This is a genomic window from Bradyrhizobium sp. ma5 (assembly GCF_042258955.1).
GTDB lineage: Bacteria > Pseudomonadota > Alphaproteobacteria > Rhizobiales > Xanthobacteraceae > Bradyrhizobium.
In genome coordinates, this window is record NZ_CP170156.1 from 4,378,643 (window position 1) to 4,401,464 (window position 22,822).

At 63.6% G+C, this 22,822-nt stretch carries 31 protein-coding genes and 1 pseudogene; 29 read left to right on the forward strand and 3 right to left on the reverse strand.

Translation table 11 applies throughout. From position 1 onward, the window contains the following. Nucleotides 1-12 precede the first annotated feature (12 nt). The 14 genes and pseudogenes from ACE103_RS20105 to ACE103_RS20170 all read left to right on the forward strand — a co-directional run bounded on the left by ACE103_RS20105 (nt 13) and on the right by ACE103_RS20170 (nt 10,482). A complete protein-coding gene (locus tag ACE103_RS20105; protein ID WP_375780846.1) occupies nt 13-168 on the forward strand; it encodes a hypothetical protein in 156 nt (51 codons plus the stop codon). Further along, nucleotides 165-423, forward strand: a pseudogene (locus tag ACE103_RS20110) (DUF2312 domain-containing protein). Before ACE103_RS20105 ends, ACE103_RS20110 begins: the two are co-directional and overlap by 4 nt. Next, a complete protein-coding gene (locus ACE103_RS20115) occupies nt 423-908 on the forward strand; it encodes an HNH endonuclease (RefSeq protein WP_375780847.1) in 486 nt (161 codons plus the stop codon). Before ACE103_RS20110 ends, ACE103_RS20115 begins: the two are co-directional and overlap by 1 nt. Beyond that, nucleotides 905-1,336: an ABC transporter permease gene (locus tag ACE103_RS20120; protein ID WP_375780848.1), complete on the forward strand. Its 432-nt coding sequence runs from the start codon at nt 905-907 to the stop codon at nt 1,334-1,336. The genes ACE103_RS20115 and ACE103_RS20120 overlap by 4 nt, the downstream gene beginning before the upstream one ends. 122 nt (nt 1,337-1,458) lie before the next feature. Continuing rightward, a complete protein-coding gene (locus ACE103_RS20125) occupies nt 1,459-2,703 on the forward strand; it encodes a hypothetical protein (RefSeq protein WP_375780849.1) in 1,245 nt (414 codons plus the stop codon). A 35-nt stretch (nt 2,704-2,738) separates the two neighbouring features. Further along, on the forward strand, nt 2,739-3,077 hold the full coding sequence (locus tag ACE103_RS20130) for a hypothetical protein (protein WP_375780850.1): 339 nt from the start codon (nt 2,739-2,741) through the stop codon (nt 3,075-3,077). 40 nt (nt 3,078-3,117) lie between these two features. After that, a complete protein-coding gene (locus tag ACE103_RS20135) occupies nt 3,118-3,360 on the forward strand; it encodes a hypothetical protein (RefSeq protein ID WP_375780851.1) in 243 nt (80 codons plus the stop codon). A 57-nt stretch (nt 3,361-3,417) separates the two neighbouring features. Beyond that, on the forward strand, nt 3,418-4,668 hold the full coding sequence (locus tag ACE103_RS20140; protein WP_375780852.1) for a helix-turn-helix domain-containing protein: 1,251 nt from the start codon (nt 3,418-3,420) through the stop codon (nt 4,666-4,668). Next, on the forward strand, nt 4,641-5,273 hold the full coding sequence (locus ACE103_RS20145; protein ID WP_375780853.1) for a transcription termination/antitermination protein NusG: 633 nt from the start codon (nt 4,641-4,643) through the stop codon (nt 5,271-5,273). The genes ACE103_RS20140 and ACE103_RS20145 overlap by 28 nt, the downstream gene beginning before the upstream one ends. A 355-nt stretch (nt 5,274-5,628) precedes the next feature. After that, nucleotides 5,629-5,937, forward strand: a complete 309-nt coding sequence (locus tag ACE103_RS20150) for an HNH endonuclease (RefSeq protein ID WP_375780854.1) — start codon at nt 5,629-5,631, stop codon at nt 5,935-5,937. A gap of 79 nt (nt 5,938-6,016) precedes the next feature. After that, complete coding sequence (locus ACE103_RS20155) at nt 6,017-6,514, forward strand: hypothetical protein (RefSeq protein WP_375780855.1); 498 nt, start codon at nt 6,017-6,019, stop codon at nt 6,512-6,514. Next, nucleotides 6,514-8,274 carry a terminase TerL endonuclease subunit gene (locus ACE103_RS20160; protein WP_375780856.1) on the forward strand — a complete coding sequence of 587 codons (1,761 nt, stop codon included), beginning with the start codon at nt 6,514-6,516 and terminating at the stop codon, nt 8,272-8,274. Before ACE103_RS20155 ends, ACE103_RS20160 begins: the two co-directional genes overlap by 1 nt. A gap of 77 nt (nt 8,275-8,351) precedes the next feature. Then, complete coding sequence (locus ACE103_RS20165; RefSeq protein WP_375780857.1) at nt 8,352-9,620, forward strand: phage portal protein; 1,269 nt, start codon at nt 8,352-8,354, stop codon at nt 9,618-9,620. Then, nucleotides 9,613-10,482 carry a S49 family peptidase gene (locus ACE103_RS20170; RefSeq protein ID WP_375780858.1) on the forward strand — a complete coding sequence of 290 codons (870 nt, stop codon included), beginning with the start codon at nt 9,613-9,615 and terminating at the stop codon, nt 10,480-10,482. Before ACE103_RS20165 ends, ACE103_RS20170 begins: the two co-directional genes overlap by 8 nt. 955 nt (nt 10,483-11,437) lie before the next feature. Here the strand turns inward: ACE103_RS20170 and ACE103_RS20175 are convergent. Together ACE103_RS20175 and ACE103_RS20180 are read right to left on the reverse strand one after the other, a co-directional pair. After that, nucleotides 11,438-11,668, reverse strand: a complete 231-nt coding sequence (locus ACE103_RS20175) for a hypothetical protein (protein ID WP_375780859.1) — start codon at nt 11,666-11,668, stop codon at nt 11,438-11,440. A 46-nt stretch (nt 11,669-11,714) separates the two neighbouring features. After that, nucleotides 11,715-11,984, reverse strand: a complete 270-nt coding sequence (locus ACE103_RS20180) for a hypothetical protein (RefSeq protein WP_375780860.1) — start codon at nt 11,982-11,984, stop codon at nt 11,715-11,717. Nucleotides 11,985-12,192: 208 nt separating this feature from the next. Between ACE103_RS20180 and ACE103_RS20185 the strand changes: the two genes are divergently transcribed. The 15 genes from ACE103_RS20185 to ACE103_RS20255 all read left to right on the forward strand — a co-directional run bounded on the left by ACE103_RS20185 (nt 12,193) and on the right by ACE103_RS20255 (nt 22,387). Then, nucleotides 12,193-13,506: a phage major capsid protein gene (locus ACE103_RS20185; RefSeq protein ID WP_375780861.1), complete on the forward strand. Its 1,314-nt coding sequence runs from the start codon at nt 12,193-12,195 to the stop codon at nt 13,504-13,506. A gap of 102 nt (nt 13,507-13,608) precedes the next feature. Beyond that, the gene (locus ACE103_RS20190; protein ID WP_375780862.1) at nt 13,609-14,058 is read left to right on the forward strand and encodes a hypothetical protein; all 450 of its coding nucleotides are present in this window, start codon (nt 13,609-13,611) and stop codon (nt 14,056-14,058) included. 64 nt (nt 14,059-14,122) lie between these two features. Next, nucleotides 14,123-14,743 (forward strand): head-tail connector protein, encoded by a 621-nt coding sequence (locus ACE103_RS20195; RefSeq protein ID WP_375780863.1) that lies wholly within the window; start codon nt 14,123-14,125, stop codon nt 14,741-14,743. Next, complete coding sequence (locus tag ACE103_RS20200) at nt 14,743-15,102, forward strand: hypothetical protein (protein ID WP_375780864.1); 360 nt, start codon at nt 14,743-14,745, stop codon at nt 15,100-15,102. The genes ACE103_RS20195 and ACE103_RS20200 overlap by 1 nt, the downstream gene beginning before the upstream one ends. Nucleotides 15,103-15,109: 7 nt before the next feature. Then, nucleotides 15,110-15,502, forward strand: a complete 393-nt coding sequence (locus tag ACE103_RS20205; protein WP_375780865.1) for a hypothetical protein — start codon at nt 15,110-15,112, stop codon at nt 15,500-15,502. After that, nucleotides 15,502-15,879 carry a hypothetical protein gene (locus ACE103_RS20210; protein WP_375780866.1) on the forward strand — a complete coding sequence of 126 codons (378 nt, stop codon included), beginning with the start codon at nt 15,502-15,504 and terminating at the stop codon, nt 15,877-15,879. Before ACE103_RS20205 ends, ACE103_RS20210 begins: the two co-directional genes overlap by 1 nt. Continuing rightward, nucleotides 15,879-16,169 carry a hypothetical protein gene (locus tag ACE103_RS20215; RefSeq protein ID WP_375780867.1) on the forward strand — a complete coding sequence of 97 codons (291 nt, stop codon included), beginning with the start codon at nt 15,879-15,881 and terminating at the stop codon, nt 16,167-16,169. The genes ACE103_RS20210 and ACE103_RS20215 overlap by 1 nt, the downstream gene beginning before the upstream one ends. Beyond that, complete coding sequence (locus ACE103_RS20220) at nt 16,169-16,636, forward strand: hypothetical protein (RefSeq protein WP_375780868.1); 468 nt, start codon at nt 16,169-16,171, stop codon at nt 16,634-16,636. Before ACE103_RS20215 ends, ACE103_RS20220 begins: the two co-directional genes overlap by 1 nt. 12 nt (nt 16,637-16,648) lie before the next feature. Further along, complete coding sequence (locus ACE103_RS20225) at nt 16,649-17,104, forward strand: hypothetical protein (RefSeq protein ID WP_375780869.1); 456 nt, start codon at nt 16,649-16,651, stop codon at nt 17,102-17,104. 21 nt (nt 17,105-17,125) lie between these two features. Then, a complete protein-coding gene (locus ACE103_RS20230; protein ID WP_375780870.1) occupies nt 17,126-18,349 on the forward strand; it encodes a phage tail tube protein in 1,224 nt (407 codons plus the stop codon). A 104-nt stretch (nt 18,350-18,453) separates the two neighbouring features. Beyond that, a complete protein-coding gene (locus tag ACE103_RS20235) occupies nt 18,454-18,915 on the forward strand; it encodes a hypothetical protein (RefSeq protein WP_375780871.1) in 462 nt (153 codons plus the stop codon). Further along, nucleotides 18,912-19,280, forward strand: a complete 369-nt coding sequence (locus ACE103_RS20240; RefSeq protein ID WP_375780872.1) for a hypothetical protein — start codon at nt 18,912-18,914, stop codon at nt 19,278-19,280. The genes ACE103_RS20235 and ACE103_RS20240 overlap by 4 nt, the downstream gene beginning before the upstream one ends. Then, nucleotides 19,280-21,484, forward strand: a complete 2,205-nt coding sequence (locus ACE103_RS20245) for a hypothetical protein (protein ID WP_375780873.1) — start codon at nt 19,280-19,282, stop codon at nt 21,482-21,484. Before ACE103_RS20240 ends, ACE103_RS20245 begins: the two co-directional genes overlap by 1 nt. 10 nt (nt 21,485-21,494) lie before the next feature. Continuing rightward, nucleotides 21,495-21,860, forward strand: coding sequence for a hypothetical protein (locus ACE103_RS20250; protein ID WP_375780874.1), 366 nt, complete (start codon nt 21,495-21,497; stop codon nt 21,858-21,860). 2 nt (nt 21,861-21,862) lie between these two features. Continuing rightward, entirely contained in the window at nt 21,863-22,387 is a 525-nt protein-coding gene (locus tag ACE103_RS20255; RefSeq protein ID WP_375780875.1) for a DUF1833 family protein, read from the forward strand. Between the two features lie 80 nt (nt 22,388-22,467). Here ACE103_RS20255 and ACE103_RS20260 read toward each other — a convergent pair whose 3' ends face one another. Then, nucleotides 22,468-22,695, reverse strand: a complete 228-nt coding sequence (locus ACE103_RS20260) for a hypothetical protein (RefSeq protein WP_375780876.1) — start codon at nt 22,693-22,695, stop codon at nt 22,468-22,470. Nucleotides 22,696-22,822 lie beyond the last annotated feature (127 nt).

Sequence of the window (22,822 nt, forward strand, 5' to 3'; positions counted from 1 at the left end):
GAGAATCGAGCCGTGACCGGCGACATCGATATCGAGGATCTGCGTTTTTTGGTGATCATGGCCTGCATTCTGCTGGTGGCGATGTTTGCCGCGGTCGGCTGCGCGACGCAGCCGTTCCTGGGCCGGCGACGCGCCGCCGATACTGGTTTTCGTTGGGTGCGCCGATGAGCAAGGCGAAGGACGAGCAGGCGACCTGCTTTGCCAAGGACCAGCTCAAATCGATCGTTGAACGCATCGAGCGCCTCAATGAAGAAAAGCGCACGATCTCCGACGACCAAGGACGTCTACGCCCAGGCGAAGGGCAGCGGCTTCGACACCAAGGCGATCAAGCGGATCGTCAAGCTGCGGCAGCAGGACCCGATCGAGCGCGAGTCCGACGAGCAGATCCTCGAAACCTACATGCAGGCGCTGGGGATGCTGTGATGCACGGCTCTTTCGCCATCGCCCGCCAGCGCATCGAAACCGTTTCGACCGAGCTGATTGACCTGGCTGGCACGCCTTGGCGCCGGATAATGCTGTCGGCGCGAGAGCCGGTCTATGCGCTGGTCGATGCCGCGGATTACGGCTGGCTTTCCGAGAACGTCTGGAACGTGTGGCACGCCGGTAGCGGCGACTGGATGCGCTACGCCAAGCGCAATGAAGGGCCGGCGCGATCGACGGTGCGCATGCATCGCGAGATCCAGATCAAGCGCGACCCGCGCAGCGACCGCTACATGGCCTCGCATTCGGTCGACCACATCAATGGTCAGACCCTCGACAACCGCCGCGTCAATCTACGTTGGTCGACCAAGTTGCAGAACGCGCGCAATCGCCGCCCGCGCGGCTCCGCGCCTGCGCTCGAGGACATCATTCGCGATCTTGTAGCCGGCCTCGGCCAGCCGCCACAACCGGAGGACATCCCATTTTGACCGACGTTCCCGTATCCGATGGCATGGGGCTGACCCAGCGCATGGTCGACGCACTGGCGGCGATCACGGAATTTGTCGGCCGGCACGGCGTGATGCCGTCGCGCCGCACGCTGGCGGCCGCGATGGACTGCTCGCCGAACAACGCCAACAGGCTGCAGCGCCTGGTCGAACGCTTCGAACTGTCGACCGTAGCGGAGGGCGGCGGGCTGGCCGGTTTCGGCCGCGGGGGTGTGCTGATCTCGATCCGGCCGCATACAGCCGCGCGGCTCGCGGCGTTCTGCGCCGCGAACGGCGAGAGGGTGACGGCCGTCGCGGACGACGCGATCTGCCTGCATCTCGACCAGCTTGAGGGCAACGTCGCCAGCGTCGTTCCTTGCGGCGACGGCGTCGCCATTGTGCTCGACGACGAGGAGGGCGCAGCGTCGTGACTGAGCTCGTTCGCTATGAGGCTGCACGACGAGCCCTGGCCGAGGCCGTTGCCGTCGACGAGGTCCTCGAGATCCGGGACGAATGGGAAGCGATCCGGCTTGCTGGGCTGGTCGCCAAGGATGTGGAGCTGCAGGTCCATGCGGCGAAGATCCGCTTTCGCGCCGAGCGCCGTCTCGGCGAACTGGTCCGCGAGCAAAAGAAAACGGTGGGGCTCGCAAGGGGCGGCCAGCCCTACCAGTCCGAGCGGGAACAGGTAGACCGGCCAGCGACATTGGCCGAGGCAGGCATTGACAGGAAGTTGTCGGCGCGCGCGCAGCGGATCGCCGACATGAAGCCCGACGAGTTCGAGGGGGCGCTCGTCCAGCACGAAACCGAGATGCGGTCAGCAAAGGGCCGCGTTTCGATGGATCTGACCAAGGTAGCCGCAGAGGAAAAGGGCCGCGAGCATCGCCGCAACGTGGCGCAGGCACTCTCTGACGCCTCGGCATTGCAGACGACCGGCCGCAAGTATCCGATCATTTACGCAGATCCGCCGTGGCATCGAAACCAGGGCGTCACCAGCCGCTCCTATGAGAACCATTATCCGACCATGCCATGGTCCGATATCTGCGATTTGCCGATTAAGGACATGGTCCTGCCGGACGCCTGGCTGTTTCTCTGGATTCCGCGCGCGCATTTGCTCGCCTGGCATGAGGCCGAGATCGAGGCGACGGATCTGCGGACCGGCGAGGTCATCAAGGTCCGCGCGCAGATGCCGTTGGCGTCCGCGGTCGCACTGGCATGGGGCTTTGAGGCCTATTCGACAGCCTTCGTCTGGACCAAAAACGACGACGAGCATCCCGACGAGGCCGGCGGCGCCGTACTGGTGCGCGACCAGGACGAGCTGCTGCTGCTGTTCAAGCGCGGTAAGGGCCTGCCAAAACCGGCGAGCGGCGAAAAGTTCGGCTCCAATCATCGCGAGCGATCGCGGCCGCTGGGCCACTCGCGCAAGCCGGAACACTACCGGCGCATGATCGCTGCCATGGGCGGCGGCGTGCCGATGCTCGAGCTCTTTGCTCGCATTGATGCCGACAATCCATTCCCAACCGGCTGGGACGCTTGGGGCAACCAGGCGGCTGTTGCCCCACCGTTTGCGGACGCCGGAGCTCACGGCGGCGATCCTCCAGCCCGTTCGGCCGACGTTGCCTCGTTGCCAATCGGGGAAGTCGTTTCGAGCGTCGCCGTCGCTGCCGGCCGCGCCGATACAGCCGCGCCGCCGGCGAACCGACCTGGAGCCAATTCGAACGACGACGGCCTCGATATTCCTGCGTTCCTGCGCCGGGTGCCGAAGGCCGAGCCGGTGCACAAAGGGGCGTTGGGGCGATGAAAATCGAGAGGCATCACACTTTACGACCGCGCGACATGCGGCGAGTCATTCTGGAATCGCCATACGCTGGCGAGGTCGAGCACAACGTCATCTATGCACGCGCCTGCGTGCGCGATGCGCTGCTGCGGGGTGAGGCACCGCTGGCATCGCATCTCCTCTACACGCAAGACGGAATCCTCGACGACGGCGATCTGAACGAGCGCGCCCATGGCATCAACGCCGGGCATGCCTGGATGCACCTCGCCGATGCCGTTGTCGTCTACACCGACCGCGGGATTTCCTCTGGCATGGAGGCCGGCATGAACCTGGCGCGCTTCCTCGACATCCCGATCGAACGCCGGTCGCTTGAGGACAATGACACGGCATCGCGCTAGGCCGATTGTCCGTTGCCTGGCCGCCGGAGGGCCGCAAGCGTTGACGCTGGCCGACGTGATTTGTCAGCTGGTGGTCCACGGCGCCGAGCTCGGCGAGCTCGAGGAATACGAGATCCCGGATTGCGCCGCGCTGGCTGCCGGCGTCATCGATCCGCCGCGGCTCAAATGCCGCGGTTTTCGCCGCGAGTGGCTCGACCGGCTTGGCGTTGCGATCGAGCTCGACGCGATCGCCCGGTTGCCGGCGCGCGACATCGTCGATCGTCTGCTGCAGCCGCGGCCGTGAAATTCTCAGTGTTTGTTGCGTCAGCGTCTCCCGGAATTCTACTTAGGACGTGAAATCATGACGACCGCGAAACGGCGGCGCCGCATCGCTGCCGACGAGGCGCATAGCTGGGCGCGCAACCTGCGCCTGCGAAACATTCAAGCCAAAATTCTGCTCAGTATGCTGACGCTCTACGTCGACGCCGAGGGCACCTGTTTCGTCAGCATTCCTTCGTTAGCAGAGGACTGCGAGCTGTCGCCGCAAACCGTTCGCCGGCGTCTTGCCTGGCTGCAGGAGATCGGCGCGATCTCGCGTCACGAGCAATGGATCGACGACCAGGGGAACAGGAACGGCAACGGCCGCGGCAAACGCACGACTGACAAGATCCGGCTGTTGTACGACGTTGATCCCTATCTGATCGAGGCGCGCGCCGCCGGGCGAGCTGCCGCCGACGATATCGAGGAGACCGTAGCCGGAGAGGACGAGATTAGCCCTACCTGCCAGATAGGGCTAAATTCGGAGGCTAGCCCTGCGCCAGGACTCCGCCAGCCCTACCACTCGGGTAAGGGCCTAATCTTTGAACCTGAACCTGAAGATCCCCCTAAGTCCCCCTCCGGGGGATTTCCGGACGATCACAAAACGATCGAGGAAGGCGAGCCGGCCGGGTTCGCATCGGCGTTCGATGGCTATGTCGGCCATGAGGTCATGCGGCGGGATCTGGCGCTCGAGGAGTTCCGTCTGCTGACGCAGGAGGATCGATCCTGGTGCGGCCATGCCGTGCCGCTCTACATGGCGAAACTGCGCGAGCTCAAACAGCGCCGGCCGATGAATTTTCATCTCTGGGTGCGGACGCGTGGGTTTCGAGAATTCCCGGCGCCTGGTGCTACGGCAGCGAAGCCCGCGCCTCCGCAACGGCGGCTTGTGCAAGGCGATGAGCTCAAGGGCCTCGCCGTGGCGATGCAGATCGCTGAGCGGCGCGAGCTGCGCACCATCCGCGACCAGGACCTCGGGGAGGGCGTCTGGACGCAGCTCGCGCCGCAGGCTGACCTGGTGGCAATGGCTGCGTTTGCCGGTGCGCGCGATGCCTGGCAGGTGGTCGACCTTGGGACACCGCAGTTTGCCGCCTGGCGCGATCGCCTGGCGATCTGGATCGGCGCCGAGCCGCAGGCCGAACGGATCTTCCTCGAGCCGTTTGACCCCATCGTTCACGGCGTCTCGGCCTCGAATCCGAATTTCCGTTTGAGGAAGTCAAAGCAGGGCTTCCGCGTGCCATCGCCGTGGCCGCCGCGGCGCGATGGAACGTGGGAAAGCGCAGGGGAGAGCGAATGAACATGCAATACCGCAAAGGGCAGATCGTCGGTTATGTCTCGGTATCCGACGAGTTCGGAGCGGTGCCTGCGGCGCCCGCAAGTTGGCATTTGTTGCGCGTGGCGCCCGGGCGCGACGCGCGCGTGATGCGCACATTCGATGAGCGTGGCATTAGCGGTTGGTCACTGACGGTCACTAGCGTAGTCAACCGCACGTCAGGTCGCGATGCGCGTCGCCCGCATCTCGGTCGCAAGGTCGTTCGGCCGTTCCTGCCTGGTCTGATCTTCCTTCCCGATTTCGAGCTGCGCAGGATCGACCAGATCCGCGCGATCGACGACGTCGACAATCTGCTGCAGATCGGCACTTTGCGCTGTTGGCTGAAGCCGGAAGAAATGCAGCTGATGCGGGACATCGCCGCATGCGAAGGCCTGCCGCCATCGCAGCGCAAGCAGGCGCGGCTTGTGATCAATCAACGCATCGCAATCGTCGATGGCCTGTTCGCCGGCTTCCGCGCGCTGATCGAGCGAATTGACTCAAATGGGCGACTCACTGTCTACGTCGAGGACGGAAAGCGCGGCGTCAAGGTAAGCGGTTTGACCGAGACGCAGATCGAGTTGATCGTCTAATTCGCGGTGCGGTGCATTCGCGGCAACTCGACTAAAAGCGCAGAGCCTGATTCAGGCGGCCGCGCGCAGCGCGCCTCAATAGTTCCAAGCCCAGCTCATGCTGGGCTTTGTTGTTTCTGAGGCTCGCGCCGCTCCACCGAGGTGATGCAACGCGAGCCAGAACGACGGCCTCGCGTCCCGTGCTGAGTGGTTGGCTAGGCCGACGCTCGAGTGTGGGGTTAGCAACTAGCGTGCGTTAGTTGTACCGGGTTGATACGGGGGGTTCGGCGAATTCGCCGAATAGCCGCTATGCGTTGTCTTCGTCTCGCGATCACGTGACGCCTGCAGGACAGTTCCCTCGAGAGCCCGACCAATTGTGGCGACGCAAACGGCCTTCGACGCCATGCCAGAGAAGCCGTGGAAAGCCTGGTACAAGCTAGCCCGCTGGCGAGCGCTGCGCCTGCGCATCTTCCTGCGCGATCTCTACACGTGCCAGCGAAAGGGCTGCGGCAGGGTCGATGCCGACACGTCGCAGCTGGTCTGCGACCATTTCATCCCGCACCGTGGCGACGAGCGCCTGTTCTGGGATGAGGGCAACCTGCAGACGCTCTGCAAGGCATGTCACGATCGAGACAAGCAGCGCGAGGAGCAGGCGAGCCTGCACACGCGCGGCGTCTGGGATTGAAGGGTAGGGGGTGGGCAATTCCTCCGCGGACGCCCTCTCCACGGACCGGCCTATCTCACATTGACGGTTTTTTTTCATCATGGCCGAAATTTTCGACCTGTTCGGCGATCCTGTGCCGGCCAACTGGGGCGGGCGTGGTCGGCCGGAGCACGTCGCGAACCAGCAAAACCGGAATCGCGTCAGCCTGTTAGTCGCGCTCGGTTGGAGCAACGCGCGGATTGCGTCGGCGCTTTTCATCACGCAGCCGACGCTGCGGAAGCATTATTTTTCAGAGCTCAAGTTTAAGGACGTCGCGCGCGATCGGCTGGTCGCGCAGGTCGGCGTCAAACTGATGGACGGCGTCAACGCCGGAAACGTCTCGGCGATCCGGGAATTCCAGAAGTATCTCGAGCGCAATGACCTGATGCTGTACGGCCAAACGCAGCAGCCGGCGAGGGCCGCCGCGGCCGAGAAGCCGGCGCCGGAAGAGAAGGTCGGCAAGAAAGCCGCGGCGATCGCCGCCGCGCAGCAGCCTGACGCCGGGACGCCGCTCGGCGAGCTCATGGCGCGGCGTCAACAGACGGTCACCTCGCACTGATGATCCTCTCGAGCGGAAACGCTGCGCCGCCGATCGCGCCGGAGATGTGGGACCTGTCCTGCGTCGATTGGGCCGATCGCATGCGCGAGGGCCGGTCGCTTGTGCCGGATCTGCCGCTGTTCGCCGCCGAGGCCGACATAGCTCAGGCGTTCTATGACGAGCTGCAGCTTCCGGACGTTCCTGGCGCGCCGAAAATGCGGACCGCGTCGGGCCAGTGGTTCCGCGATATCGTCCGCGCGACGTTCGGCAGCTGGGACCCGCAAAATCAGGTCCGCTACATCCGCGATATCCTGGCGCTGGTCCCGAAAGGCTCTTCAAAAACGACCAACGCCGCGGCGTTGCTGATCGTGGCGATGCTGATGAACTTCCGGCCGCGCGGGACGGCGCTGTTTGTCGGGCCGACGCAGGCGATCTCGGATCGCGCCTATGAGCAGGCGGTCGGCATGATCGAGGAGTCGCCAGATCTGCGCCGCCGGTTTCGGCCGCGCGACCATATCAAGACGATCGAGGACCTGGTCACCAAGTCCGAGGCGCAGGTCAAAACCTTCGATCTCAAGATCCTGACTGGCGCGATGGGCCTGTTCTTCGTGCTGCTCGACGAGCTGCATGTCCTCGGCCGGAGCGCCTCGGCCGCAAAAGTGCTGCGCCAGATCCGCGGCGGCCTCGACAAGACGCCCGAAGGCGTTTTGGTGATGACGACGACGCAAAGCGACGACATCCCGGCCGGCGTGTTCAAGTCCGAGCTGAAATTCGCGCGCAACGTGCGGGACGGTAAGTATCGCGGCCGGATCATCCGGCCGATGTTGCCAATCCTGTACGAATTCCCGCCGGATATTGCGTCTCTGACGCGCGAAGAGCGCTCTGCCGGCGTCGAGGAGCGATGGAAGGACCCGGCAAACTGGCCGATGGTGATGCCGAACCTCGGCCGCTCGATCCATCTGCCGTCGCTGCGCGCCGATTGGGAAAGCGAGCGCGAGAAGGGCGAGGACGCTATCAAGGTCTGGGCCTCGCAGCATCTCAATATCGAGATCGGCGTCGGCATTAATAACGAGGGATGGCGCGGCGCCGACTATTGGGAGGGCGCGGTCGACGAGGCGCTGACGCTCGAGACGCTGCTCGAACGCTCCGAGGTCGTGACGATCGGGATCGACGGCGGCGGCCTCGACGACCTGCTCGGCCTGGCGGTCATCGGCCGCGACCGCAAAACGCGTGAATGGCTGTCTTGGTATCGGGCATGGGCCAACCCGAAGGTGCTCGAGATCCGCAAAGACATCGCGACGCAGCTGCAGGATTTTTCCGACGCCGGCGAGATCTCTATCTGCCCGGTGCCGCTGGACGTCCTCGAGCTCGCGATGATCATCGCGCAGATCATCGCATCGGGCCTGCTGCCGGAGAAAAACGCGATCGGCATCGATCCGAATAACGCCGCTGCGATTATCGAGGCGCTGGTCGGCGTCGGGGTGACCGACGAAATGATCCGGCGGCTGCTGCAGGGGCCAGCGCTTGCGCCGGCAATGTACGGCCTCGAGCGCAAACTGTCCGACGGCACGTTCTGGCACGGCGGCATGCTGCTGATGGCCTTCGTCCTCGGAAACGCCAAGGTCGAGCAGCGCGGCAATTCCGTGATGGTGACGAAAGCCGTCTCCGGCCGCGCAAAAATCGATCCGCTGATCGCGCTGTTTCAGGCCGCGATCCTCATGAGCTGGAATCCCTCGGCCGGCAGGCTCGTGACCGGCGCTGATATCCTGACGGTGGTCTGATGGGAATTTTGAGGAGCGGGCTGGGCTCGGCGTTGCGCGCGGTCGCAAACGCGTTTGATCCTGGCGCGCCGCGGGACATGAGCGAGCCGCAATATTGGGCGGATTTTGGCGGTCGCATGTCGCTCGCCGGCGTCGACGTCACGGACGGCAATGTCAGCCAGCTCGGCGCCGTCCAGGCGGTACGTCACGGCCTTAGCTCGGCCATGAAATCACTGCCGGCGTCGGTCTATCGGCGCGGCGCAAACGGCGCGCGCGAGGCATTGCCGAATCATCCTGTCACCAGATTGTTTGCGGCCAACCCGAACGCTCGCCAGACGCCGGCCGAGCTCGTCGGCGAGCTCGCCTGGAACGTGTCGTACTATCGGAATTCCTATTGCGCGATCTTGCCGCCGGGAGATCCGCGCGCCTCAGAATATTACGCTGTCGGCGGCCTCGAATGGCTGCATCCGCGGCGGTTGGCAATGGTCGAGCGCTGCATCGACGGGCGCTTGTACTACACTTTCAATCCGGCGGCGACGATCGTCCAAGGCGCGCAGCTGAAACAGACAACCTATCGGGACGACGAGCTCTGGCATATCCGGTCAAACCCGCTGCGCGAGGATGGCCTGCTCGGCGAGCCGATTTTCCAAAGCGCGAGGCACGTCTTTGCGCGCGCGATCGCCGTGCACGACTACGGCGACATCTGGTTTAAGAACAACGGCCAGTCCGGCGGCACGCTCGAGCATCCCGGCGTGTTTAAGGACAAGGCTGACCGAAACGAGTTTCTCGAGAATTGGCGCGCCGCCGGGACCGGGATGAACCGGCACAAGGACCGGCTTTTGACGCATGGCGTCAAATATAACCCGATCAAGGTGACGAATTCCGAGGCGCAGCTGCTCGAGACCGAGGATGCGGCCGACACTGCGGTTTTCGGCCTTTGGAGCTATCCGCTGCATCGCGCGTCGCGCCTCAAGCGTGCGACAAATAACAACGTCGAGCAGCAGTCGCTCGATTTTGTCGTCGGTTGCGTGGCGCCGCTCGCGATCGAGATCGAGCAGGGCGTCGAGCGGGATCTGCTGCTTGACAATGAAAGCGGCGATCTGTTTTTCGAGTTCAACTTTTTCGGCCTGTTGCGCGGCGACCTGCTCAACCGCTATCGCGCCTATCTGATCGGCCGCCAGGGCGAATGGCTGTCGGCAAACGACATCCTGCGGTTTGAGAACATGTCGCCGCGGACTGATCCCGGCGGCAATGAGTACAGAAACCCGCTGACAAAGGACTCTGCCGGCGACGCGCAGGGCACCGACGAAAAGGCCGGCGCCGGCGGCGGCTCGAGCTCTCCAAACGAGGACGGCAACAATGATTAAGATCGAAACCGGGGCGCCGGATCTGCGCCAGGTGCTATCGAAGGTTACGTCGATCGATGCGCTTGTCGCGCTCGAGGTTGGAGCGCTCGCCGATTGCCTGGCGCGCGCCGAGCAACGTCAGGCGCTCGCTGCGGCTGTTGCTGCGCAGGCCTCGAGCTCGGCAAGCAAGATTGCGCTTGTTTCGGTCATGGGCGCTCTGACGCCGCGCGGCAGCTGGTACGGCTCTAGCTTGTCCGATATCGCCGCGCAGGTCATGCGGGCTGCTGATGACCAGGACGTCGCCGGAATCGTCGTCAATGTCGACAGTCCTGGCGGAACGGTCTCCGGTACGGTTGAAGCCGCCAGCGCGGTTGCTGCTGCCGCAGCGAAAAAGCCAGTCATCGCGATCGCAAACACGCTTGCGGCCTCGGCGGCCTATTGGATTGCCTCGCAGGCCGGCGAGCTGGTGATGACGCCGTCCGCCGACGTCGGCTCGATCGGCGCGATGATTATGCATCAGGATATTTCCGGCTGGCTCGATCAGGTTGGGATCAAGATGACGATCGTCCGCTCGGAGCAGTCGCCGAATAAGAACGAGGCGCATCCGTTTGCGCCGCTGTCGGACGAGGCGAGGGCCTATCTGCAGGGCCGGGCAAACGAGGCTGGCGCGGATTTCGTTAAGGCGGTCGCGAACGGCCGGCGCGTGTCGCAGACCAAGGTTCGCGAGGAATTCGGTCAGGGCCGAATGGTCGGCGCGCGCGAGGCGGTTGCGCGCGGAATGGCTGACAGGATCGCGACGCTCGACCAGGTCATGAGCGGAATGCTGCAGCAGCGCTCGCCACGTCCGCACTCCCGCCGGCGATCGGCGCTGATGTTTGATTAGGGGTCTTTAAGTCGCCTTCAACGTTCCATCGCGGCCAATCCGTAGGGTTCCGGGGTCGGGAAAGAGTGGCAATTTTCCCGTTGGCTTGCGTGCTCGATACTGCTTTAAAAACGGTTCTAGCCGTTGGCATATGGCCTCGGCGGTGGGGGACCGATGGAACCGACACTCTACCGCGCCTATGCGATAGGCCGTGACGATCGCATTTTGAGCCGGGTCGACCTGCACTGCGTGAGCGACGCAGACGCTATCCAGCGGGTCCAGGATTTAGTGGACAGACATTCCATGGAGCTGTGGAAGGGCGCACAGCTGCTACGCAAGTTCGCTGGGAGGCAGTAAACGTCGTTGCAGTTGGCGAAACCAGCGAAGAAACGGCCCCAGCGAGGGGGGCAAGCTGGGGCCGAGTTTTTCCCACTTTGGTCGTCATCCTGCGCCGCCTAGGACGGCACCGGATATGCATTAAGTGCCAGCGAACGCGCTTCGTTCCTGCAAGAATTTGATCGCCCCACAAACGTCCCGTATATGCAGAAAGTGCCAGCTCAAAATGAACGGCCCCAGTGCCCCGGGGAGAGCACTGAGGCCGCTTGTCGTCCCGCTCCTCAACACGACCGTCTCTTTAACAACGAAACTTGCCACTTGTTCCCGAAAAAAGAACGGCCCCAGCGTATCGCCACGCTGAGGCCGTTCCTTTTCCTATGCTGTCTCGGACCGCGCTTGCCTCAAAATAACGGCCTTACCGGGTCTAAAAGCTATTCTTGATGAAACATCAGCTTGCCCGGTAGCCGGATCATCGAATCAGGCGTGCGCGTCGTCAACTGATATATGTGAATCAAGTCTAAATTTATTGCCACGTTTTCCCGGCCGGGTCAGCACCGCAGGCCGAGAGCACTCAGATCGGCCGCGGCCGAGCTCGCGCCGGTGATCTGCGCGAGCATTCGACTGGTGCGTTCGCGCTGATTTACGCGGCGCGTTGCTTGTCTGCCTGTTCCTTGATGGCGGTCGCGGTTTCGTCCAGCCCATTCTCGTAATTGCCAGCGAACCTCTCAAGGGTATCAGCCCACATCCTCAGCATTGAGACCTGAAAATGCAGCATGGGCTTCAAGGCACTCATGCCGATCGTTGTCGCTGCCGCCATACGCTTTTGCGGTTCCTGGAGAAGGCGGGTTGCGTTGTTCATCTCGTCTGTCATGCGGTTTGCTCCTTCGATTGGTTGTCGGGAAAAAGACGAAGATCGGTCACGCACTGCGTGATTCCAAACATTTGGCCAAGGCGCGATCTGCGACGAGTCTCGCACTTCGGTCGTCGTGCAGTTCGTCTAGAGTTTTCAAGTAGGTTACTGCCGCAATTTGTAAGAGATCGAAATCATAGCCGCCTGAATCGCAGAGGTCAGTGACATAGCGATCGAGGGCGGAACGCCTCTTGTCGTTCTCGTTGATGCCGTTGTTAACCAGCAAGTAGTTCCGCCAAGCAAACGCACACGCGGCTTTTCTTGTTTGAGCAGTCATAGGCGTCCTCCTTGGAAAGAAGGACTGGCAGAGCCGTTTCGTTCCGAGATTTCTCAGACGTAATGCTGTTCCATGGTGGCATCGATCGCGCGCCGCTTTCCCGCTTCAGTTCCTGAGTTGCTCGACCCGCGCCGTCGCCTGGACAGCGGGAACGCGGGCTCTTTCTCCGTCCAGGCAAACCACACAACCAACAAGGAGTCACAGATCCATGCGAGTGGACATCAAGCAGCTGCGCCAGGCCCGCGCCAATAAAGCGAAAGATGGCAAAACCGTGCTCGAGCAGCTCAACGCGCTGCAGGGCAAGCCTACTCTGACCGAGGCCGAGACCGCGCAGGTTGGCGAACTCGAGTCCAAAGTCGACGCGCTCGAGGCCGAAGTCGCCGAGCTCGACAAGCAGATCGCCGCCGAGGAAAAGAAGCTGCGCCGGACGGCGCTGTTCGGCTCCTCGACCGCGCTCGGCGGTCCGGCGCTGGCGACCGTCGTCAACGATATCAATCCGGAGCGGACCGGCGGCTTCCGCAGCGTCGCGGAATTCGCGGTCTCGGTCCGCAACGCCATGACCGGCGGCGGCCTCGATCCGCGTCTCGGCGCCGCGCCGACCAATTTCCAGCAGAACCAGGGCGGCGGCGGCGAGGGCTTCCTGGTGCCGACCGAGTATCGCGAACAGATCTGGGCGCTCGTTTTCGACGACCAAAACCTGCTCGGCTTCTGTAATCCGGAGCCGACGCAGGGCAATTCGATCGCGATCGCGAAGGACGAAACCACGCCCTGGGGCGCGTCCGGCGTCCAGGCGGCCTGGCGCTCGGAGGGCACGCAGCTGATCGCGACAAAGGCGGCGATGACCGGCGAGATCATCCAGCTGCATGAGCTCTACGCCTTCGTGCTGGCCTCGCAGGAAGTCCTCGACGATGCGCCGCGGCTGCAGAACCGCATCTTCAACCAGGCCGCAAACGCAATCCGCTGGAAAGCGTTTGAAGCGGTCATGACCGGCGACGGCAAGGGCAAGCCGCTCGGCTTCATGAATGCGCCGTCTCTGGTGACTGTCTCGAAGGAAGCGGGCCAGGCGGCCGACACGATCAACGTCGCGAACGTCCTCAAGATGTATTCGCGGCTGCTGCGGATGGGCGGCCGGCCGATGTGGCTTGGCAATTCCGACATTCTGCCGCAGATCGGTCAGCTGACGATCGGCAACGTGCCGGCCTGGCTGCCGCTGAATCAGCCGCTCGCCGGCGCGCCGGATGGCGGCGTTTTCCTCGGCCGCCCGCTGATCTTCAACGAGCACAGTGCGACGCTCGGCGATCTCGGCGACCTGACCTGCGTCGACCTCTCGGGCTATGCGCTCGCGACCAAGGCCGGAGGCGGCATCGATTTCGCAGCCTCGATCCATCTGTTCTTTGACTACAACCTGGCGGCCTTCCGCTGGATCTTCCGGATGGGCGGTCAGCCTTACCTGTCGGCGCCGGTCGCGCCGGCCAAGGGCAATAACTCCAAGTCGCATTTCGTCGCGCTCGAGGCGCGCTGATCGAGCTCTGCGAGTTCGTCGGACAAAGACGGCGCGCTGGCCTAACCGGGCCGGCGCGAGTAACGCCCGCGTTCCTGTTTCCCGAAACCATGAGGAGTGCAGATGCACACCAACCTTAAACCGTCGCAGCGCGTCAGCGTTGTCGACTCGATCAACCCGCAATCGGCCAATGCCGCGCTTACCACGGGCTGGATCGATGCCGGCAAGTTCCACAACTATATGGCCGTCATCTCGCTCGGCGTTCTCGGCGCCGCGGCGACCGTCGACGCCAAGATCCAGCAGGCGACCTCGGCTGCCGGCACCGGCGCAAAGGACATCGCCGGGAAGGCGATCACTCAGCGCACCAAGGTCGGCGCGGACGATAACAAGCAGGTCCTGATTAACCTCAAGCAGGAAGATCTCGACATCAACAGCGGCTTTGGCTTTTTCCAGGTGTCGGTGACGCCGGCGGTCGCCGCCTGCCTGATCGGCTGTTCCGTGCTCGGTTTCGATGCCCGGTACGGGTTCGCAACCGACAATGATGCGGCGTCCGTCGCTGAGTTCATCGGCTGATCCAGCCTCGCGCCTCGGCCGCCCTGGCCGAGGCGCCCTTTCCCTTTCCGGCAGGGCTCCCGACATGCTCCGCATCTCTCAGCGTCCGGCGGGTTATCCCGTCACACTCGACGAGGCCAAGGCGCAGCTGCGCGTCTCGAGCACGAAAAACGACGCTTTGATCTCCGGCCTGATCGGCGCGGCAACGGGGCATTGCGAGGCGCTGGTCCAGCGTGCATTTGTGCCGCGGACGTTCCAATGGGTGCTGCCGTGCTGGCGGCCTGTGATCGAGATCCCGATCGCGCCGGTCGCCCATGATGCGATCCATTCGATCAAGTATGTCGATTGGGCAACGGAGACGCTGCAGACGCTCGATCCCGCGAGCTACGTCGTGCAAACCGCGGGCGATAGCGTCCGCATCTTTCCGAAATTCGGCACTCCCTGGCCGCTCGCGTTTGCGTATGCGCCGGAGCCGATCGTCATCGAATTCGACGCCGGTTACGAGGATCTCGAGGATCTGCCGGCGGTCGTCAAAACCTGCATCATGTTGCAGATCCGGCATCTCTACAGCATCGGCGAGACAAATCCCGCGCTGGTCCGCGATCTCGTCATCGGCGTCAGCGACAAGGCCTGGCAATTGTCGCCTGACGTCAAAACCCTGATCCCTGATGCGGTCACGCTGCTTATGCTGTCGGAGGTCTGGTGATGGCCGATCGCGTCCTCAAGGCGCCGCGTAACGCGCGGACACTGCAGTTCTGGCCGGCCAAGGCGCCGGAGGAGGTCGTCGAGCGCGGCTTCGACTGGTCCGACGTCCTGCTCTCGGAGGCCGAGCGCGCGCGCCTGGCTGCCGGCGAGACCGTCACGCCGGCGGACGGCATCAAGGCCTCGAGCTACGTGCTGCCGCAGGGCATCGTCGCCAGCGCCTCGAGCAGCTCGGCGACCGTCGCCCTGGTGACGCTGACCGGCGGCGAGCTCGGCCGCGTCTACAGCATCGCAAATCGGATCGAGACTGCGAAAGGTCAGCAGCTCGAGCGCGTCGTCAAGCTGCGCATTCGCGCGAAATGAGCGCGCGATGGACCGCGTCACGGCGCTGGTCGCGATCGCGCATCTGAAATTGCGGCTCGAGCTCCTCGAGCGGCACCCGGAGATCCTGGAGGAAATCGACATGATCGCTATCAAACGGCCGATCGAGCTCGCCGGCATGCGGGCGCGCCTGGCGCGGGCGCAACGGCAGGAGGCTGATCTCGCTGTCACAGGCCAGCGCTACGACGCGGTGCAGGACGCGATCGACGAGCAGCATGCGGCGCTGAAAAGTCATGTCGGTTCGCTCGAGGACAATAGAGCGCAGCTCGACCAGATCCTCGGCAGGATGGTCGCGGGGGACAATGGCGGCCCAAACGATGGCGACGCCGGCTCGAGCGGCTCCGAGGTCGGCCAGGTCATTACCAGCAAGGTTGACGGTTAGTGACGCCGGACGAGTCCCTCGACCAGCATATCCGCGCGCTCGAGGAGAGCGGCGAGACCGTCCTGGTCCGGCGTTACGTCGGCGTCGGGCCGGCGCGCGCGGTCGCGAAAGAGGCGGCAGTCCTGGCGAAAGTCAAAGGTTATCAGCCGGCCGAGCTCGTCGGCGAGATCCGCCAGGGCGATCGTCACGTCATCCTGTTGAATGATCCCGCGGCGGCCGTGCCGGCTGGCAAGGTAGCCTTGTCGGCCATGCTGCCGCTGACCGATCGCGATTTTCTGGTGATCGCCGGCGCCGAGGTCAGCATCAAGGGCGTCGACGACGCGACCAGGCGGATTCAGGGGCAGGTCATCGCCTTCGAGCTGCAGGTCCGCGGCTGATGGGAAAGGTATTTGACGGCGACGACTATGAACGCCGGATCGATGCAGCCCGCAATGGCATCTCGACCGCCGAGGAGGCCAAATTCATCATCACGGGTGACCTGGCCGGCTTGAACGCGCGAAAAGCGTTCCAGGATGCGAAAGAGCTCGCCTTGCGCAAGGCGCGCAAAAAGATGCTCGACCGTATCCGCCAGGAAGAGGCGGACCATTCCTTGAACGATCTCATTCCGACCGAGGTCGAGGAGGTCCTCAACGGTCCGCATGATGAGATCGTCTCGGTCGAGGGCTGATGCGGATCATCTTTCGCTATCAGGCGATGCAGGACGTCGTCGAATTCGCGCTCGAGACGCTGCGGCAGCGGTCGCCTGTCGGCTCGGTCGGAGATTCGCATCCCGGTCTCTACCGGGACAGTCATACAGTCTTTTTGAATGGTCAAGTCGTCAGCGACGTTTCCGATTTCCGGCGCGGTGACCAGATCAACATTTCCAACCCGGTCCCTTACGCGCGCAAGATCGAGATCGGCCGGATGAAAATGAAGGTCGCGCCGAAGATCTACCAAGAGACCGCGCTGATCGTGGCGGCGCGGTTCGGCAATCGCGCCGCGGTGAAATTCACGTTCATGCCGGTCCGGTTCGGCGACATCGCGGCCTATGCCGCATTTTCCAGGCAGATCAAGGCCGGCCGGCGCCGCATGTCCGACAAGGCCCGGCAGGCCTGGCTGGTTCGTCAGCCGGCCCTCGATATCCGCGCACGCTAGAGGTCAATTCCCATGGCTGATTACGCCGGCGCCGTCGCAGCGATGCGCGCGCGCTACGAAGCTGGTTTCAACGCAGCGCCGAGCTCGTTCCAGAATGAAGATCCGCCGCAGACGCCCTGGCCGCCGCAGGGGCAGCCCTGGTGCTATTTCGAGGTCGTCGAGACGTTGCGGCGCAAGCGCGGCGTTGGCACGCCTGGCGACCAGACCTGGCTGATTACCGGCAACATCTTCGTGCACGTATTCGTGCCGAAGGGTTACGGCTTCGCCGCGCATCTTGCGCTCGCCGGCCAGGCCGGGGACCTGTTCAAGGATGCGACGTTCTACGACGCCGAGCCTGGCGCCTGCGTGCGCTGCTGGGGCGAGAACGGCGAAGGGCCGACCGTCCAGGGCGGCGACAGCGCCTCCGACGACGGCAACTGGTTCGGCCTGGTCGTCGTGATTCCTTTCCAGTTCTTTTTCATCGGCTGATCCAAACAGGAGACTGATCGCATGGTCTATCAAAGCAATTCCGCCGGCCGCGTCGCCTACAAGGCGCAGGCCGGCCTCGGCCAGGTGGCCGCAGGCGGCGCTGGAGCCTCGCAGCTACGGATCTCCGGCGGTCCTGGCGCGAAACTGTCCAAGGCGTCGACCGAGTCGCAGGAGGTCCGCAACGACGGCATGTCGACGCGCGGCCGGCATGGCACGCAGAAAACGTCATCAAACTTCAATGCGGAAATGTCGCTCGGTTCACATGATCCGATCCTCGAGGCGATCATGCGCGGCACCTGGGACGCGACGGCTCTCAGCAAAACGCAGGCCGATTTCACGTCATTGACCACGGTCGCGGACGGCATCGTGCTCGGCTCCGGCTCGCCGATCGCCATGGGCTTCAAGGTCGGCGATATCATCCGCGCATCGAATTTGCCGGACGCCGGCAACAATGACCGCAATCTGCGGATCTCGGCGCTCTCGGCGAACAAGATCACAGTGCCGGAGACGCTGATCGTCAACGCTGCGCCGGATACGAATTGCACGATCGCACGGCCTGGCAAGCGGCTGACCAATCCGGCGACGCTGATCCGGCGCTATTTCGGGATCGAGGAATTCGAGAGCGATATCGGCAAGTCGACCGTGCTCGACGATTTCGTCTGGGGCACGGGCAAGATCTCCATGACGCCGAACGGGATCATCACGTTCGATCCGGGCGGCATCGGGACCGGCAAGATCCGGCCATTGGATGCGGGCGTTCCATACTTCACCAACCCGGCCGCGACGACCGGGACGCCGTTCGCCGTCGTCGACGCAACCATCCGCCTCAACGGCGTCGACCTGGTCGAGTTGACCTCGTTCGATCTGTCGCTCGATATCCAGCCGGCCGCGCCGGACGCATTCGGCTCGGGCAACATCAAGTATGCGCCTGATGTGTTCACAGGCCCGCTCAAGGTTTCGATCAATCTGACCATGCTGCGCAAGGATCTGCAGCTGCTCGCCGACTTCGTCGCCGAGACGCAGTATTCGCTCAACATCCTGGCGGTCGACAATACGGCCGAGCCGAAAGACTTCATGTCGATCACGGTGCCGAATTTCACGATCGGCGGCGTCGATCCCTCGGCGTTCTCCAAGCAGGGCGGCGGTCGCACGCAGACGATCACGGTCCCGCCGGCGCTGGTCGGTATCGATACCTCGGTGACCGGCAATAACAGCATGATCTCGTTCCAGACTACTGCTGCGTAGCGTTTGAGTGATCGGCGCCGACCAGGCCGATGGAATGTCTCGCGAGACCGGCCGCAGGGTTGTCGGACCCTGCGGCCAACCTTTCCGACAAAAGGGAAACCGAAATGACTGTTGCAACTGCAATCCTCGATCTCTCCGCCCATTTGCCCGTCGATGCGTTCAAGCTGCAGATCCGCAAGCCCGGCACGGATACGCCGATCGGCTGGGTGATCGAGCTCGCCGGTCCGGCGCATCCGCAGACGATCGCGCTCAACAATGAATCGACCCGCGACGCGATCGAAAAGGAGAAAGCGATCGAATTCGCGCAGGTCAACGGCCGCAAGTGGAAAACCGAGGATGAGACCGTCGCCGATCGGCGGCGGCAGAACGTGACCAAGGTTTGCCGCCGTATCGTCGGCTGGTCGCCAAATCCGACGTTCGCGATCGTTTCGCCAGATCCTATCGCGTTCACGCTCGAGAGCGCGGTCGACCTGTTCCTGCGGCCGGAGCTCGGCAGCTTCTTCGTCCAGGTGACAGACTACCTGACGAGCGAACGGGCTTTTACGAGGCCCTCAAGTCAGACTTGAGGGCATTCGCCGAGCGCAGCTTTCTGCTGTCCTCGAGGGCCGGCGACGCCGGCGAGACCTATCGCCAGGTCCTCGAGGGCCTCGTCCTCCGCACGCGAGATCCGCAGCGCAAGGCCAGACGGGAAACGATCCTAACGGTCCCGCCTATCCCGCTGGCGCTGACCTACCTCTGGCGCATCTATGACCGGCTGCGCCGGCGCAAGGGCGGCAACGGCTTCGCGTTGTCGCCGATCGAATGGCAGGACATCGACGCTTTCCTGCGTCGGACACAAACCGACCTGGCTCCCTGGGAGCTCGAGATCCTCGAAATGCTCGATGATCTCTATCTGGTCGATTACTCGAAACTGCAGACGGAGGAGGAGTGATGGCCGACCAGGTCGTGACCGAGCTCGTCATCGACGCGAACACGCAAGGCGCGGTCGATTACGAGCGGGCGATGGATAGCGCCGCCGGCGCCGCGCAGCGCGGTACAGACGCGGCGACCGATTTTAACGTCGGCCTGATCGCGCTCGGCGCCGGCGCCATCGCGGCGGCGGCTACCGTCAACAAGGCGCTGGACTATATCGTCAGCTTCAACAAATCGCTGGCCGACATGGGGACTCTTGCCGATCGCGTCGGACTTCCGCTCAAGGATCTGCAGGGTATCCAGTTCGGCGGCCAGATCGCCGGGCTGACCGAAAGCCAGATCAATGCGGGGCTGGAAAAATCGTCGCAGCTGCTCAATGACGCGCAGCGCAATGCTAACTCGCTGTCGAAAGAGTTCGATGCCAACGGCATCAGCCTCCGCAACGCGAACGGGCAGCTGATTAGCCAGAACCAGCTGCTGCAGATCGCGGCCGACCTGGTCAGCCGCGCGCGCAGTCCGCAGGATGCGACCGCGATCGCGCAGATGCTCGGCTTTACCAAGGATTGGGTGCCGCTGCTGCAGCAGGGCGCCGGCGCGATGGCGGATCTCGGCAACCAGGCGCAGGCCGCCGGCGCGGTCATCGACGACGAGACAGTGAAGCGCGCGGCCGATTTCGACGCGGAATGGCGCAAGAGCTCGGTCCAATGGTCGCTCTACATGAAAGAGGCAGCCGCCGGCCTGCTGCCGGTCTTGGATGACCTGATCGAGCGCGCGGCGAAGTTCCTAAAGTCGCTCGACCGGGACTCGATCGAGAAGGCCGCGAACGACCAGGTCAGCGCTCTGTCCGACGCTGTCGGAGGGCCGAAGGCTGACGGGACGGTCGGTCTGAGGATTGATATCACGCCAGAGGCAAAGCGAGCGGTTGAGGAGCTCTCTAACGCCGGCTCGCTCTGGGATGGTTGGGTCAAGCTGCTCGGCATCGTGTCCGCAAACCAGCCTCTGGCTAACATCAGGGCGCTCTCGCAGGACGAAATCAAGTGGTACGCCGGGACCGGCTCCTCGATCTCCGACACGAGCAACGCCCAAAACGATTGGGCCTGGCAGAACCAGGCAGCGTCGCTCAAGTCGATGCAAGCGGGCATGACCGGTCTGCAGTTCGGCCGGCCGTCCAATGTGGCGGCGCGGGGCGATGCGGCCCTAGATCCGGTCGACCGCGCGATCAACTCGCTGCGAAAGCATACGGAGACGCAGGAGGCCGATACCAAGGCGGTCGGGCTCGGCGATGCCGCGCTCGCGTCGTTCCGCGCAACGGCCGCCGAGACGTCCGCAGTGCAGGCCAATAACGGCAAGGAAACGGCGGCGCAGGCCGCCAAGTTCGCCGAGCTGCGCGATCGCGCGGCTGCTGCTGCCGACGCCCTGGCGCGCGCCAAGGTGAGCTCGCAGATCGATTTCAGCGGCAAGACGGCGTTCCTGTCATCCGACGACGTCGCGATCGCCTCGCAGCTCAAGGGGATCTATGGAAACGACGTGCCGGCGGCCCTGGACAGCACGTATGCGGCTGCGATCCGCACCAACAGTGCGTTTAAGGGGATCTCGTCCTCGATCGAGGGCAGCCTGGTCAACGGCCTGACCGACATCACGACGGGCGCCAAGTCGGCCGGCCAGGGCTTCACCAACATGTCGAATGCGATCGTCAAGGCGATCGAGCAGATGATTATCAAGATTACGATCGTCGAGCCGTTGATGCGGTCGCTGCAGTCGGCAGCTGGCGGCCTCTCGCTTGGTGGCTCCTCCGGCGGGGCAACGTCGTCGACGGGCTTTAGCGGCGGCCTTGGCGGCCTCTACCACACGGGCGGCATCATCGGCTCCGAGCCGACGTCGATGCGCTACATCCATCGCGCCTATTTCGATGACGCGCCGCGTTTCCACACGGGCGGCATTGCCGGAAACGAGATCCCGATCATCGCGCAGCGCGGCGAGGGCGTCTTTACGCCGGGCCAGATGGCTGCCCTCGGCGCCGGCGCTGGCGGAGGCCGATCGCCGCAGGTCACCATCAACAATTACACGGATGCGACGCCGGCGGTCGAGCAGGCGCCGAACGGCGACATCACGGTGACGCTGCGCAAGATGGTCGACGGCGCGGTCGGGGACTCGCTGTCGACCGGCACTGGCCGGCGCGTGCTCGGCGACCAGTACGGCGTCAAACCGTTCACGGGGCAATAATCAAATGGCATTGCCGGCATTCCCGATCGCAAACGCCGTCATCCTTAAAGAGGGTTTCGGTCTGCAGCGCATGCGCGATCCGATCGCGACCGATATGGAGCAGGGCAACACGCGCCAGCGTCCGCGGCCTGGCGACAACGTCGGCACGGTGACGCAGACAGTTCGCTTCTATGCGGCCGACTATGACACGTTCGTCGAGTGGGTTAAGACGACGCTCAACCTCGGAACGGCGCGCTTTACTATCGACGTCTGGCTCGGAACGTCGCTGGCGAACAAGGTCTGTCAGTTTATCAAGCCCGGCTCGTCGCTGATCGCCAGCTGGCCGAATCCGGGGACGGTCGACGTCCGCATGACGCTGCGGGTTTACGACGTCTAGCCATGCCGACGCACAATGAAGCGCTGCTCGAGGCCTATGCCTCCTGTCCGCCTAGCGCGCGGATCTATTACACGCTCGAGCTCTGGCAGTCGTCGTTCGATCAGCCGGCGCGGGTTGTCGCCAATGTCGGCGATGATATGGCCTTTGGGCTCGAGGTCGGCGCACCGCGCGACGCCGGCGAGACCGTGACATTCATCGCCTGTCCGTTCCAGGCCGGCTATCCGGAGCAAAAGGAAGGCCAGCCGCCGTCGACCACGATCAAGATCGACAACGTCAACCGCGAGCTGGTGCCGAAGATCCGCGCGGCGCAGGGGACGCGGGAATATATCCAGGTGCTTTATCGGGAGTACCTCGGCAGCGACCTGACCGAGCCGGCTTATGGGCCGATCGAATTCGAGCTGCGTAGCGTCCAGATGGTCGGCGCATCGCTGACCGGAACGGTCATGGTCAAAAACCTGCAGAACAAACGCTTTCCGCGCCTGACCCGCAATTACGACTATATCCAGTTTCCGTCTCTATTGCCTTAGTAGCGGACGTAACAGGAAGGTCGCTCTTCCTCTCTGATTGAGCGGCCCCAGCAACCATTGGGGGCCTGTGTGACGGAAGGCTAGTTGCTGGGGCCATCTACCGGCTCGATGCGTTGAGCCAGGTTCGAACTAGAAGTGGGTCGCCGCCGTGGCGAAGGCCATCTAGCCAATCTTTCCGCGGCATCCGCGATCTGAGTCTGAGAATGGATTTTCAACTTCCTGAGTAAGCGAAGACGCTGGACAGACACCTGTGCTTCGGTCCCGCCGATCTGCGCGGCAATCTCCCTATCACGCCGCCCAAGAGCCATGCGCCTCAGGAGCTTCTTTTCACGCGAGCTTAGCGGTTGGGCCGGTATTGTCACTGCACAAACAGAGCCAGCGCTACGATGGCAACGGGGCTCAAGCCGAGTGTCACGGCCCAGATTTTAAACAATA